This window comes from Ectobacillus panaciterrae DSM 19096 (assembly GCF_000430785.1).
In the GTDB taxonomy this organism is placed as follows: domain Bacteria; phylum Bacillota; class Bacilli; order Bacillales; family Bacillaceae_G; genus Ectobacillus; species Ectobacillus panaciterrae.
Map to the genome: position 1 here is coordinate 34,350 of NZ_AUMR01000049.1, position 14,799 is coordinate 49,148.

Genomic DNA, 14,799 nt, shown 5'->3' on the forward strand with positions numbered 1-14,799 from the left:
TATCCATACTTTTTATAAAATGGTTTAAACATCAAAAAGAGAAAGTTATTAGAGAATCGACTTACATGATATCCTGCAAGTCTATACTTTCTATAAAATGAACAAATGCTTTGACTATATTTATTTCTAGAGATTCTTCAGAATACAACATCCATGTTTTTCGTAATATAGGTTTCCCTTCTGAATTCTTTATCGCGATTTTATGTACAGTTTCTATCTCATCGAGTATCATACTTGGCACAATAGCATACCCTAAGCCATTCATAACCATTTCTTTGCAAGTTTCCACCCTATCTACTTCTATACTAGTGCAGGGTGGCTGCGGATAATTTTCTCTCCACCAATTGTCAAGTAACATCTTTAAAGAATAATCGGTGTAATAATCAATTCTAGGTAAACTAGGGAGCTCTTTTATATTGATTTCTTCTTTCGAAGCGATACATATGTTTTCTTCCATTAACAAACGCTTTGGTCCTTGCCAAGAGTAATCCCCGCGGATAAAAGCAATATGAATATCTCCATTATAGATGACATTCATGATGTCTTTACTGAACCCTGTCGTTATTTTAAATTCAACATTCGGATATTGATCTTTAAATAGTTTTAATAAAGCAGGGAGTTTATGCTGAGCAAAAAAGTTAGAAACGGCTAATCGTAATGTCCCTGTAACTTTATGATTCATATTGAGTACAGTTTCTTTCATTTGCTGCATTTTTAGCAGCATTTCATCCGCGCATTTTGCTAAGTATTCCCCCTGAGGAGTAAATTGAACTCCTCTTCTCCCTCTATTTATAATTTTCACCCCAAATTCCTTTTCTATTTGTTGTATACGATTCGTCAATGTAGGTTGAGATATATATAAACTATCTGCAGCTTTCGTAATATTTTTCTTACTGTAAAGAACTTGTAGCATAATCCAGTCTTTATCTTGCATAGAATCTCTCTCTTTCAGCCATAGGTTTTTTTGATGGCAAAAATAAAAAAATAAATATTTTACCTATATCTAAAAATATACTACATTAGCTATAAGGATTGAACTTTATTTTGCACTGTTGATCCTATACCTGAGGCACAGCCCCCTAGAAGTGAAGAACAAAGAGAAAGAAGGCTTTAGAGATGAAAAAAGAGAAAGTATTTTTTCAAAATATAGGATTTATTGTACTAAGCGGAATTGGCGGATATATTCTCTCCCTAACAGGTATATCTATTGGATGGATGATCGGATCATTAATAATGAGCGGTTTCCTTTCTTTTTGGCAGCCTGCTTGGCTAAGAATGAATAAAAATCAAAACGGAATTCAAAAATACTGGCTGTTTATTGGACAATGGACCTTAGGTATTGAATTAGGGCAAAGAATTAATACCGCTGTTCTGCATACATTTAGAGAACATTGGATGACAATTATTATCATGCTTTTCGTATCTATCCTGCTTTCTTTACTTTCAGGATTTGCTTTATGGCGCTTTAGTCAAACAGACATGTTAACGAGTTTTATTGGAACAGCCCCTGGCGGACTCTCAGCCATGCCCGGGATTGCACAAGAGGCAGGAGCTAATACAGCTGTAGTAAGTCTCACTCAAACAATCCGTGTTCTTCTAGTTACAGGGACTATTCCTATTTTTGTCTCTTATTGGAACACGAACAATATGGGGCATGAGCATGGTACTTCTACTATTCATCCTTCATTTGAAATACATTCTCTTTTATGGACGGGTGTTTTAGTGATAGTGGCATCGGTTGGTTATTTCATAGGGAAACATTTAAAATTCCCCTCTCCATGGCTGTTAGGAAGCATGCTAGGTGTTGCCCTTATACAAACAATTGTCGGCTCCTATAAAGAACACGATATGATTGCATGGTGGCCACATTGGCTTATCATTTTATCCCAAATTTTGATGGGATCAAGTATTGGATCTCGTTTAAATAAAAAAATGTTTATTGGAGTAAAGCGAATGTTGGTGGTCAGCTTACTGGGTTCGTTAGCTTTGACTATTTCCATGTTCTTATGTGCATTCTTTGTATCGAAATTAACAGGTATTGCATGGAATACCTCCGTCCTAGCATTTGCGCCGGGTGGTATTGCAGAGATGGCGACGACCGCAGCGGTACTTCATGCAGATTCTACATTTGTAGTAGCTGTGCAAGTCCTTCGAGTCCTCCTAGTCATTATGATGTTACCTCCATTCTTTCGATTGTTAGATCGCCGTATCTCAGAAAATGTTATAAGTATTAATAAAGAAAAATCGATGTAAGTCTGCTATGAACGTTACGGTTCTTGCCTAGCGACACAAATATATGAACTTCACCGAAGGGCATGCAAAAGTTATGAGGGGATTGTTCCCCTCACTTTATGAAATCAATTTCTAATAAATAGTACAGAAGAAATCCACCTAGTAAACATACAATGTAGAACCAAGCTTCTGATTTTGGATTCATTAGGTTAGACCTGCTTTCTCTAAGATTGCTTCCACTTTACTTTGAACAACTCCAGCAACACGTTCGATTTCTACTCCATTATGATCTAAAAGAATCAACTGAGGTGTTCCCATAACATTGTATTGAGCATTCCGCCTTTTCCAAGTGTGAAAGCAACATTGATTACTGGAATGTTTAGGGCATAAGCAAGACCAGCTTCTCAAATGGTACCCATATCTTTGCCATTAGTAATTGCTACGACGAACTCTGCTTGTCTAATTCCATTTCCTTCAAAAGTTTGTCGTCTTACTATATACAAGTGAATAAAAAAAGACGTTTTTTATTCACTTGTATATAGCAAGACTGCTTATGTTACGTATTGTTTATATAATATAATTTATCGGCATTAAATCTATCTATACACTAAAAGCTCCCCCATATTATTCACTGGAGGAGTTGTCGTGTTCACATAACCCAGATTAACGGTAGTTCATCACAACAAAAGAGTCAGTTTCGAAACCGACTCTTTAATACTATCTATACGATATTCTTCGCTACAATTGGTCCGTTCTCTGTAAATGCGTAAGCATATGAGAAATTGGTTTTTTACGAAATAAATCTATGTACGTCTCTCCTCAAAACGAAATTATTATTTCATCGATGGCTTTTTTCGTTCTAAAATAAACGTATCAGCGACTGCACGGGTATACAATGGACCCGCTAATCGTCCAATCGGCTGCAGTTTTTCCGTGTCGATTTTCCCGTCATAGTACAATTCATCTTTGACATGGATGTTCACAACCTGCCCAATCACAAGACTGCCCGCACCCGGTTGATCGCCAAAGTGCAGAACTTCATGCAGAACGCATTCAAGCTGTACATCGCTTTCCTGTACACGCGGCGGCTTTACAATCCCACTCTCTGCTTTCGTCAAGCCAACCTCTTCAAACTCATCCACTTCCGAGCTAAACTCAACCGCGCAGTCATTCATTTGGTCCACAATTTTTTCACCGACAATGTTCACGACAAATTCACGAGTAGCTTCAATATTGTTTAGTGTATCTTTGCGTGCACCATCCGTCCCTCTTCTCATCGGGGAAAAGCAAATCATCATTGGGTCTGCGCAAATTGCGGTAAAAAAGCTAAATGGAGCAAGGTTTGCTTGGCCTTCTTTATTGATTGTTGAAACAAAAGCGATCGGACGGGGTTGAATGGCGCCTGTCATCAATTTATAAGCTTCACTCCAAGGCAATGCATCCGGTTTAATTTTCATGGCAGTTCGCTCTCCTTTATCATTTTTAGCCAAGAAGACTCCTTCCTCAAATTGTGGACCAACTGTACATGTAAGCAGGATCCTCATAGTGATGCGCCTGCTTAACCACACGAAGCGGACGGAACGTATCAATCATAACAGCCAGCTCTTTTGTCTCTTTTTTGCCGATACTGTTTTCCATTTTACCTGGATGCGGACCGTGCGGCAGACCGCTCGGATGAAGGGTAATCGAGCCTTCTTCAATCCCGCGTCGGCTCATGAAATCACCATCAACATAATATAGGACTTCATCACTCTCAACATTGCTGTGCACATAAGGAGCCGGAATCGCTTCTGGATGATAATCGTACAAGCGCGGCACAAAGGAGCAAATCACATAATTATGCGCTTCAAATGTTTGATGAACTGGTGGTGGCTGATGGATACGCCCGGTAATCGGTTCAAAATCATGAATGCTAAACGCATACGGGAACAAATAGCCATCCCAGCCTACAGCATCCAGAGGATGAAAATCAAACAGATAGGAAGTCAACATGCCCTGTGCTCGCACACGAACTTCAAATTCCCCTTTTTCATCTTTCGGCTCTAACTTTTCCGGTGTTCGAAGGTCGCGTTCACAGTATGGCGAATGCTCAAGGAGCTGGCCGTACTCATTGCGGTAGCGCTTCGGCGGCATGATTGCGGAGTTCGATTCAACAACAAGAAAGCGTGCTTCGTTCGTCTCCAGGACAACACGGTATGTCGTGCCAATCGGGATGACTACATAGTCGCCTGGGTAGAAAGAGAGCTCACCAAAGATGCTTTCGATTTTCCCTTTTCCTTCATGCACGTACAGCATTTCATCGCCTTCTCCGTTACGGTAAAAATACGACATCTGCTGATTAGGACGAGCAACTCCCATCGCCAAGTCATCATTAGCCATTAAAATGGTTCTCGCTTCGAGAAAATCTCCTCTTGCTTCCGTATTCCGTGTGCGAAAATGGCGGTGCTTAAGGGCATCCTTCTCCTCGAACTCATAGCGAATATCTTTTATTTTTCTCGCTTCTCTTACTTGCGTTGGCGGATTGATATGATAAATGAGTGATTGAATGCCGGAAAACCCTTTCGTTCCCATTAATTGTTCGTAATACAACCCGCCGTCTTCTTTGCGAAATTGTGTATGGCGTTTAGACGGGATCTTCCCCATCTTTACATAATGCGGCATGAATGCTCCCCCTTTCTTATTGCATCACTTCACGAAGTGCTTGAATGAATTCTTCGTTTTCTTCCTTTGTTCCGACCGACACACGAATGGTTTCTGGAAGTCCCAGCACGCCCCCTGAGCGGACAATGATTCCTTTATGAAGAAGCGAATGGAACACATCGTCCCCTGATCGATTGAGCTTTACCATCACAAAATTCCCCTGCGACGGGAAGCAGCTAAGCCCCATTTTTTCGACTTCTGTCGAAATATACTGACGTCCTTCATCATTTTCTCGTTTGCACTTCTCAATAAAACCTGAATCCTCTAAAGAAGCCAGCGCAGCAGCTTGTGCCATTCGGTTCGTGTTGAAAGGTTCTTTCACTTTGATGAGTTCCTGTACAAAGGTCGGATGCATAATGCCGTATCCGATGCGCAAAGCGGCCAAGCCGTATATTTTCGAGAAAGTTCGCAGCACAATCAGATTCGGATAAGAATGGACAAGCGGTACTGTGTTCAAGTAATCTTCTGTTGTCACATATTCAAAGTACGCTTCGTCAATCACAAGCAGAATATGATCTGGGACTCGGTCAATAAACGACTTGAGCCCCATCTTGCTGACAATCGTTCCGGTCGGGTTGTTCGGATTGCACACAAAGATCATGCGTGTTTGATCCGTAATGGCAGCGAGCATGCCCTCAAGATCATGTACTCCCTCGATAAGCGGCAGAATGACCGGTTCTCCCCCCTCGATTCTCACATTCGTCTCATATCGTGGAAATGTAACATCAGCCATGATCGCTTCATCGCCGGGACGAATGTAGCTGCGTGTCAACAAATGAAGAATCTCGTCTGAACCGTTGCCAACGAGGATTTGCTCGGAGGCGACCTCCAGCTTTTCGGCCAGCTTTTCCGCCAATACGGGGGCCGTTCCCTCCGGGTAAAACGTGATTTTTTCCATTTCCCTCATCAGTGCGTCTTTTGCTAGCGGAGAATAGCCTAATGGATTTTCATTAGAAGCAAGTTTAATAATCCGGTGAAGGCCAAGCTCCCGCTTTACTTCTTCAATCGGTTTACCTGGTTTGTAAACACCCAGGTTTTGGAGTTCTTTTCTTGATGTGATCTTATGCCCGAGTACTGCCATGATTTTTCCCCCATCCTGTTTTTATGTAATTTTATTGCGGAGTGTACCCAATCGTTCGACAGAAAGCTCAACGATGTCCCCCTTTTGCAGCCAGCGATGAATATGTGTGCCTAGTTCAAGGATACATCCTGTTCCTACAGTACCTGAACCAATGACGTCGCCGGGATATAGTGTACAATCTTGTGATGCGCGTTCAATCATTTGGGAAAAAGAAAAATATAACGTGTTCATATTTCCTTGTGACAGCAGGCGGCCGTTCACCGATGCCTTCATTTCAAGGTTGAAATGCTCGCCATTACGGCAATCCTCCAGCTCGTCTTTCGTCACAAGATACGGTCCCATGGATGTCGCAAAGTCTTTTCCTTTGGCCGGCCCTAAACCCACTTTCACTTCTTCACGCTGAACGTCACGGGCACTCCAATCGTTGAGAACTATAAATCCTTCTATATGCTCCAATGCATGTTCGCGAGAGATGTTCTTTCCCTCTTTGCCAATGATACAGGCCACTTCCAACTCATAATCAAGCCATTCGGTGAAGCTCGGCTTTTCCACCGCTTCATCATGCCCTTTGATCGCACCTGTGTTGGAAAAATAAAAGACCGGGAAGTGATACCACTCTAGCACCAGATCAAGCCCTCTATTTTTACGTGCGGTTTTCACGTGCTCTTCAAAAGCATAAAAATCGCGGAAACTGGGAGGCCTTGGAATCGGTGCGGCCAACTTGGTGTCAGTAAACAGTCCCAACGGGCTTACAGCAAAATTGGCTTCTTCTTGAACAGATCGAAGCCAATTCTTCTGCTCCTGGGGAAGCTGCAAATAATCAAGAAGAGAAACGGGAAGGGACATCATTTCCCCTCTCGTTTCTGCAAGATAACTATACGTCTCTTCCAAGTCATAGATACTATCATTTTGAAGCCAACCAGCCCTTACTGTTTGTTTATCTGCAACATGGTAACTTACAAGTTTCATTAAATATTTCCTCGACGCTCTTGTTCACGTTCAATGGATTCAAATAGTGCTTTGAAGTTTCCATCGCCAAAGCCGAGTGCGCCTTTGCGTTGAATGATTTCAATGAACAGGGTCGGACGGTCCACGATTGGCTTGGTGAAAATTTGTAATAAATAGCCTTCATCATCACGATCAACCAGAATATTAAGCTCTTGAAGCTTTTTCAGATCTTCATCGATTTCTCCTACTCGATCGGTCAGCTCTTCATAATAAGCAGCAGGTGTATGAAGGAATTCTACGTCATTTGCTTTCAGTGCACTAACAGTTGCCACAATGTCATTCGTCAGGAGAGCTAAATGTTGGACACCGGCCCCCTTGTAGAAATCCAGATATTCTTGAATTTGCGATTTCCGTTTTCCATCCGCAGGTTCATTAATCGGGAACTTGATGCGTCCTGTTCCATTCATCATAACTTTAGACATGAGGGCTGAATATTCCGTTGAAATATTCTCATCGTCAAAGTGTTTCAGCACATTAAAGCCAAATACTTTTTCATAATATGTGGTCCATTCATCCATACTTTCTACATTTCCTACAATATGGTCGATTCCGACAAGACCTGTAGATGAATGAACGCCCTCAAACGCATATGGCTCATATCCCGGGAGAAAGGCTCCCTTATAGTCTACTGTTTCAATCAGCGTATGGATGGTATCTCCATAAGTGCCGATGACCGCTTTCTTAACAAGGCCGTTTTCATCGCTTTCAGTCCATGGCTTGCGAATCGCGATGCCGCCTCTCTCTACCGCTCCTTTATACGCTTCTTCCACATTGGACACTTTCAGCGCAATGTCTTTCGCTCCTTCGCCATGCAGTTTCACAAATGAAGCAACATCCGTACTATCTTCAAGGGCGCCAGTAACAACGAGACGAATCGCCCCCTGCTCAAGAACATAAGAAATACGATCACGGCAGCCTGTTTCCAGTCCTCGATAGGCTTTAACTTTAAAACCGAACGCCTTGGAATAATAATAAGCAGCCTGTTTTGCATTCCCTACATACAGCTCCACATGGTGAATATTCTGTACAGGGAAAATTTCTTCTTTCTGTTGTTTTTTTGATTCTACTAGGTTTTTAGACATTGAGATAACCTCCAGTTTTTTTGATTAACGAATAAAGTCATTCATACAAAAAAGAATTATAATTCGCAGAATCCTAATATTTTATTAAAATGTTATTTTTTTCTCGAAACGTCCTGTGCGTTGGAAAACTTCAACTGACGGAAGTTCTACTTTATTTTTCTACCTCTATATGCTCTACAATGTTTGCAAGAAGTTCATCAACAGTATTACCGACAATATTTTTCCCATTAATTAAGGTAAATGGCTGTACTAAACATTGACCGCAATAATTTAGACATCGATCCTCTACTACATCGACATTTGAAAGTTGTTTCAAGTGATCTTTTAACTCGTATAAATCTTCTTCAGAATTACCAGGACAAAACTTAGCAATAAACTCCATTTTGACACCTCCTTTACACTAATATTTTAGAAATACTATTTGGGGTGATTTTACATTCGATTTTGAATATTACGCAAGAACATGCATAAACACAAACACGCTTTAACGCAGTGAACGTTACCTCTTTTACAGGATAAAGACGTCTATGTAAGCGTTATTAAAAAATACATTCGTTTCATAGCGTGGAAATGTAACATCAGCAAACTTAAGGAAAGTAACCACATTTTTACGGCACAGGAGTTAAGTGAATAATCCGATAATTAAATGATAGAATATTAACGATTAAATTTACATAAAAAAACGAACGTATTTTTGTTTTTCATTATTCATTTTGAATAAAAATAGGATTATACTCCTTCATTTTGAAAGTAGGGATTTTATGAATCAATTGGACATTAGCTTGCTGGAGCCTACAAATAGACGAATGTATGACTGTGAGCAAATTATCAAAGAAATTATGTCATGTTCACATAATGTAACTCGGAAGTTCTGCCGTTCAAAAAAGTAAACATTTTTGAACGGCTCAATATACTGGTTTTACTATATAAATACAATTTATAAGTTCGACATTTCCATGTGCTATGTGCAACCAAAAGGGAGTATGGTATGCTTCTTCTCTCCGGTTTCCCCTTGCATGAACCAAAGGCTTGAGCGCTTCTGCACTTAGTCGGATGCTCTCTCCCCCTAAAAGAAAAGTTTTTATGTCGATTTTTTTAGTTGCATTTATAGAATCCATAAAGTCACTGTAAGATTATCTAACAATAAGCCTGTTAAAAAATTAAAATAAGCTTATACTGATATAGATATTTTTATTTTGACTTGAATAAAAATTAAACTTAAAGAGGGATAGTAAAAATGATTAGACGTATTCAAGAAAAGGATTTAAACGATATTTTAGAAATTTATAATGATGCAATAGTAAATACTACGGCTGTTTATGACTATACACCACACACAATTGAAGATAGAAGATTATGGTATAAACAGAAAATAGAAGGTGGATATCCTGTTCTAGTGTTTGAGGAAAATCATAAGATAATTGGCTTTGCCACTTTTGGACCGTTTAGAGCGTGGCCGGCATATAAATATACAATTGAACACTCAGTTTATGTGCATAAAGATTATAGAAAAAACGGTATTGGGACCACATTGTTAAAAGAAATAATAAGAATTGCCAATGAACAAAAATATGCTACGCTTGTTGCTGGAATTGATGCTGCTAATGAAAAAAGTATAAAAGTACATGAGCGATTAGGTTTTACTTATTCAGGAACAATAAAAAAAGCAGGATTTAAATTCGGTAAGTGGCTTGACCTTGCTTTTTATCAACTGGATCTTAATGGTCCTGAAAGACCAACAGAAGGGTAAAGATCATAACTTAAGGATATTAAAAACAAATGTGGTGAATTAAATAATGCAGTTCTTTTGGTTTTGTCTGGTTATTTCCCTGATTCCCCTTTTCAGCAGAGAAATGTGGAGAACAACTACTACATATACACAATCCCATTCAGGAAAAAGGCTTTTTTGAAGTAAAGGTCCATCGTTTTTATATAACAGCTGCACGCTAGATAAAACAAACCCTCCTGCTTCTGCAGGAGGGTTTGTTGTTTAATCATTTCTCGCAAAATACGAAACAAATCGAAGAATCTCAAGATACAGCCACACCAGTGTAAGCATTAAGCCGAGCGCACCGTACCATTCCATATACTTCGGCGCACCGGAACGCGCACCGTTTTCGATAAAATCAAAATCGAGCACGAGATTCAGGGATGCGATCACGATAACTACAGCACTTACAATGATTGCAATCGTTCCGCCGTCATGCAGAAACGGAACCGCTACGCCGAACAATTGAAGTACCGCAACCACCAGATACATTAGGACTACGCCTAAAGTAGCAGATAATACGCCCATGCGGAATTTATCAGTCACTTTAATAATGCGCGTTGCATACAACAACAGCATTGCAAACAAGATGGACACGGTAAGCAGAACAGCTTGCAGTACGACTTGATCACCGAAGCGCTGCATATACATCGCAGAAATCGTGCCTAGCACAATTCCTTCCACCGCTGCATAAACCGGTGCTGTGACTGGAGAAATCTTCGGCACGAACGTTGTGATGAAAGCGGTGAGCGCTGCGATAATGAGAGCGCCAATCATCACAGCTATGTTCATTTTATTTTGCATGACCTGCATGTACGCATAGACTGACGTGCCAAGCAATAAAATCAGCATGATAAACGTTTTACCGACCGTACCGCCGACAGTCATCGCAGAAGCGCTTGCCGGCGCTTTGCGGAATGCATCTTCTTTTAACATTGGATTGTTTGTTCTCATCCAATCCACCTCCTGAAAGGTTATTATTACCATTTTAACGGGTTTTTGTCCCTAATTCAATTATATGCGCATTTACGCTTTCAATCCTTCCACAATTTCAGAAAGTTCGCCCCAGCGCTCAATGGCCTGTTCGAGCGCTTCTTCCGTTTGCTGCTGCTCATCTGTAAGCTTCTGGGCGCGTTCAAAATCAGAACCAACGTTCTCGAGCTCTCCCGCAATTGTCTCCAGTTTTTCTTCAAGCTCAGCTATTTTTTCTTCAATTGTATCCCACTCGCGCTGTTCATGATAAGAAAGCTTGCGTTTTTTCTGCTTTGGCTGCTCTTCCGCTTTCTTTTCTTTTACCGTTTCAGCTTTTTGCAGCGCTTCCGTTTGTTTCTTTTCGTCCAAATAGTCCGTGTAGCTGCCGAAGAACACGCGTACATGTCCGTTTCCGTCAAATATGAACAGCTCTTCCGCTGTTTTATCGAGGAAGTAGCGATCATGCGACACCGTAATGACCACGCCAGGGAAGTCTTCCAAATAATCTTCAAGCACAGTCAATGTTTGTGTATCTAAATCATTCGTCGGCTCGTCCAACAGCAGTACATTCGGCTCGTCCATTAAAATGCGAAGCAAGTATAACCTTCTTCTTTCTCCGCCGGACAGCTTGCCGATCGGCGTGCCGTGCGTGCTCGGAGGAAATAGGAATCTCTCCAGCATTTGCGAAGCGCTGATTACTTTCCCATCCAGCGTATGAATGACCTCTGCGCCCTCTTTGATATATTCAATCATGCGCTGATTCAAGTTCATATCTTCATTTTCTTGCGTGTAGTACGCAACCTTCACTGTTTGTCCAACCTCAATCTCACCGCTGTCCGGCATGAGTTTGCCAGTCAGCATATTTAACAGTGTGGACTTTCCGCTTCCGTTTGCGCCGATAATACCGATTCGGTCGCCAGGCTTCACGATATAGCTGAAATGATCCAGCACGACTTTATCGCCGAATACTTTTGTTACGTCTTTCAGCTCCAGCACCTTTTTGCCGAGACGACTGCCGCCAATGGAAATGTCAACCTGCTGTTTCGCTGCCGGTCCTTCTTTTTTATCCAATTCTTCAAAGCGCTGAATACGCGCCTTTTGCTTCGTCGTACGCGCTTTCGCTCCGCGGCGGATCCATGCAAGCTCGCGGCGGTATAAATTTTGACGTTTCTCTTCCTGTGCAATCTCCATTTCTTCCCGCATCGCTTTCGCCTCTAGAAAAGCACCGTAGTTTCCTTCATAGCTGTAGAGTTTGCCGTTATCAAGCTCTAAAATGCGGTTTGTCACTCTGTCCAAGAAATAACGATCATGCGTTACCAATAGCAAGGAGCCTGTATAGCGCGATAAATATTCCTCCAGCCACTCGACGGTTTCGTGGTCCAAATGGTTCGTCGGCTCATCTAAAATGAGAAGATCCGGCGTTTGAATAAAGCACTGCGCCATTGCGACGCGCTTTTTTTGCCCGCCCGAGAGCGCTCCTACCTTCGCTGTGAAATCCGTAATCCCCAATTTTGTCAACAGCGCTTTTGCGTTTGCGTTCGCTTCCCATGCATTCATCGCATCCATGCGCTGCTGTAATGCGAATAAGGTTTTTTGGATGGATTCATTTGCCGAATCTTTCTCCAGCTGCAATAAAACCGTTTCATATTCGCGTAGCAAGCGAATGAGCGGTGTGTCGCCGAAGAATACTTGCTCCAACACTGTCAAGCCTTCATCAAACTGCGGCTGCTGTGACAAATAGCTAATCGTATAACCGCGCGTATGGCTTATTTCGCCAGCATCAGCCTGCTCTAAGCCAGCAATAATTTTTAACATCGTTGATTTTCCTGTTCCATTGACGCCGATTACACCTACATGCTGTCCTTCTGTAATACTGAAAGTCAAATCTGTAAATAACGGTTTTTCTCCGTATGATTTTGTTAAGTTTTCTACTTGTAACATTTTCATGCTTTGGCATTCCACTCTTTCATAAATTGTTGAATGAATTCTTCCATATAAGCATGGCGTTCTCCTGCCATGTGCTTTGCCGTTTCTGTGTTCATTAAATCTTTCAGCTTTAACAGCTTTTCATAAAAATGATTTAAGGAAGGGTCATTCGCGCGGCGGTATTGCTCCTTCGTCATAGATTCGCGCGGCGGAATATTTGGATCGTACATCAAACGTCCCTTGGCGCCTCCGTATGCAAAAGTACGCGCTATACCAATTGCTCCGATAGCATCCAAACGGTCTGCATCCTGTACAATCTTTCCCTCTAGCGTCTCCACATTGCCGCCGTGCCCGCCTTTAAAGGACATGTTCATAATGATATGGAGGATATGACGAACGTCGTCTTCTTTTACCGCAAGCTTTATAAGCCAGTCCTGTACGCGTTTCAGTCCCGCCTCTTCGCTTTCGTTGAGCTTTTCATCCGCTACATCATGCAAAAGCGCTGCCATCTCAATGATAAAACGGTCGCCGCCTTCTTTTTCACTGATTGCGATTGCTAATTTATGTACGCGTTCAATATGATACCAGTCGTGTCCGCTGGCATCGTTTCCTAAAAAATCTTTTACAAAAATAATGGTTTTTTCAATATTTGTTTTCATATTCTTCACCCAGTTTCTTATTGTACCATGAACCGTATCGCCATCACATCTTTTCTGGTCTGCCTGTATATATTGAAGAGTAGCAAGTGCCGCTCCTTATCATACTTTTGTGTGAGAAAAGCTGCTACCGGCGGCGGATGCCGGCACTCTACAAATCCTATACACTAACAGTAAGAGAAAATCACGAACGATAAAGGAGAATCCATATGCCACATTATATTTGCACCGCATGCGGTGTTCAATATTCAAAAAGCGCACATACACCTGCTCATTGTACAATTTGCAGCGAAGAACGACAGTATGTTAATCCTAATGGTCAAGCATGAACGACGTTAGAAGAAATGAGACAAAGTCAAGTGTTCAAAAACGACATAAGTGTTCAAAATTATAGTTTTTGCTAAGACAAACAAAAAAAGCCTGTTCAATTTAACAGGCTTCTTAACATAATCCAGATTATCAGTAATTAGCATGTACAGTAATCTAAATCTCAAAGATATACTTGAACATGCATTTCTTAATCTACGGCTGTTGGTTTAGATTTGGAGTTGGAATTGGACCCTAGATTCAATAAGCTAAATATGACAGTAATCAAACCAAGGATTACACTTGACCAAACCTCTCCTTTTGTTAATGAAAAGATAAATGGGAAAATAACAAACCAGACACCAGTAATGACTGAGACCCAGTTTTGCCACGAACCCCAACCAGGTTTGTTATAACCTCCAAATGATACGATAAGCTGAATGGCTCCGAAAACTACACTTGACCAAACGGCTCCTGATTGGTCTGAAAAGCCAACAACCCAAGGTGCGATAATAAACCAGATACCGATTAATGCATTTAACGTACTTCTTGTTTTCATGAGTGCACCTCCTTAAAGTTTACGAAATCTTTAACAATTTCGTTATTGAATTATATGATTATAAATCATGAATATTAACCAAATTAACTAAAAAGATAAGACAAGTGGCTATTACTACCGGCCTTAATTTTATGGCCTTTCAGAACTTCAAAAGAAAGTCTTTATTTATTTTATAAATAAAGACTTTCTCAGAGTGACGAGAAACCCAAAGGGTTTCTCGTTTCTTAAAAGAACGATTTGTTTCAAAATAATAAAATAGAATAACATACAGAAGAAATTGTGAGGAATAGTCCTTCACCTTACCTATTTTGGTAAGGTGAAGGGCTATTTTTTTCATGTTTTGGCAGGCAGCTGTGAGGTATGCCTGCATTTGGACAGACTTCAGCCCGCGAAATCGAGCATAACGATAGCCATGGAGCTCTTTGGCATCAGCGAAGCTCCGCTCAATCGTGGAACAGCGAACCTTGTACAGTCGCTTTCCTGTTTTGGTTCGTTTATTGGCTCGGACT

14 protein-coding genes are annotated in these 14,799 nt (G+C 41.1%); 2 read left to right on the forward strand and 12 right to left on the reverse strand.

All coding sequences use genetic code 11. The features are described from left to right. Positions 1–61: 61 nt before the first annotated feature. The gene (locus H540_RS0112915; protein ID WP_028401024.1) at positions 62–934 is read right to left on the reverse strand and encodes a LysR family transcriptional regulator; all 873 of its coding nucleotides are present in this window, start codon (positions 932–934) and stop codon (positions 62–64) included. A gap of 182 nt (positions 935–1,116) precedes the next feature. On the opposite strand from H540_RS0112915, the gene H540_RS0112920 reads away from it, so the two are divergent. Then, positions 1,117–2,253, forward strand: a complete 1,137-nt coding sequence (locus tag H540_RS0112920; RefSeq protein ID WP_028401025.1) for an AbrB family transcriptional regulator — start codon at positions 1,117–1,119, stop codon at positions 2,251–2,253. A gap of 812 nt (positions 2,254–3,065) precedes the next feature. Here H540_RS0112920 and H540_RS0112930 read toward each other — a convergent pair. From H540_RS0112930 to H540_RS0112955, 6 genes are all read right to left on the reverse strand, one after another. Next, on the reverse strand, positions 3,066–3,689 hold the full coding sequence (locus H540_RS0112930) for a flavin reductase family protein (protein ID WP_028401026.1): 624 nt from the start codon (positions 3,687–3,689) through the stop codon (positions 3,066–3,068). Positions 3,690–3,735: 46 nt separating this feature from the next. Beyond that, positions 3,736–4,893 (reverse strand): homogentisate 1,2-dioxygenase, encoded by a 1,158-nt coding sequence (locus H540_RS0112935; RefSeq protein WP_028401027.1) that lies wholly within the window; start codon positions 4,891–4,893, stop codon positions 3,736–3,738. Between the two features lie 16 nt (positions 4,894–4,909). Further along, complete coding sequence (gene hisC, locus H540_RS0112940; protein ID WP_034670935.1) at positions 4,910–6,013, reverse strand: histidinol-phosphate transaminase; 1,104 nt, start codon at positions 6,011–6,013, stop codon at positions 4,910–4,912. 21 nt (positions 6,014–6,034) lie between these two features. Next, on the reverse strand, positions 6,035–6,982 hold the full coding sequence (locus H540_RS0112945) for a fumarylacetoacetate hydrolase family protein (RefSeq protein WP_028401029.1): 948 nt from the start codon (positions 6,980–6,982) through the stop codon (positions 6,035–6,037). Continuing rightward, on the reverse strand, positions 6,982–8,103 hold the full coding sequence (gene hppD, locus H540_RS0112950) for a 4-hydroxyphenylpyruvate dioxygenase (protein WP_028401030.1): 1,122 nt from the start codon (positions 8,101–8,103) through the stop codon (positions 6,982–6,984). Before hppD ends, H540_RS0112945 begins: the two co-directional genes overlap by 1 nt. Positions 8,104–8,254: 151 nt before the next feature. Next, positions 8,255–8,485, reverse strand: coding sequence for a DUF1450 domain-containing protein (locus H540_RS0112955; RefSeq protein WP_028401031.1), 231 nt, complete (start codon positions 8,483–8,485; stop codon positions 8,255–8,257). Positions 8,486–9,340: 855 nt separating this feature from the next. On the opposite strand from H540_RS0112955, the gene H540_RS0112960 reads away from it, so the two are divergent. Next, positions 9,341–9,853 (forward strand): GNAT family N-acetyltransferase, encoded by a 513-nt coding sequence (locus tag H540_RS0112960; protein ID WP_028401032.1) that lies wholly within the window; start codon positions 9,341–9,343, stop codon positions 9,851–9,853. 240 nt (positions 9,854–10,093) lie between these two features. On the opposite strand, the gene H540_RS0112965 is transcribed toward H540_RS0112960, so the two are convergent. From H540_RS0112965 to H540_RS34600, 5 genes are all read right to left on the reverse strand, one after another. After that, the gene (locus tag H540_RS0112965; RefSeq protein WP_028401033.1) at positions 10,094–10,825 is read right to left on the reverse strand and encodes a Bax inhibitor-1/YccA family protein; all 732 of its coding nucleotides are present in this window, start codon (positions 10,823–10,825) and stop codon (positions 10,094–10,096) included. Between the two features lie 72 nt (positions 10,826–10,897). Further along, entirely contained in the window at positions 10,898–12,790 is a 1,893-nt protein-coding gene (locus H540_RS0112970) for an ABC-F family ATP-binding cassette domain-containing protein (RefSeq protein ID WP_028401034.1), read from the reverse strand. After that, positions 12,787–13,428 (reverse strand): HD domain-containing protein, encoded by a 642-nt coding sequence (locus tag H540_RS0112975; RefSeq protein ID WP_028401035.1) that lies wholly within the window; start codon positions 13,426–13,428, stop codon positions 12,787–12,789. The genes H540_RS0112970 and H540_RS0112975 overlap by 4 nt, the downstream gene beginning before the upstream one ends. A gap of 514 nt (positions 13,429–13,942) precedes the next feature. Next, entirely contained in the window at positions 13,943–14,290 is a 348-nt protein-coding gene (locus H540_RS0112980; RefSeq protein ID WP_028401036.1) for an SPW repeat protein, read from the reverse strand. A gap of 139 nt (positions 14,291–14,429) precedes the next feature. Then, positions 14,430–14,799: transposase (locus tag H540_RS34600; protein WP_028401037.1), on the reverse strand; the 370-nt coding region annotated here is incomplete at its 5' end.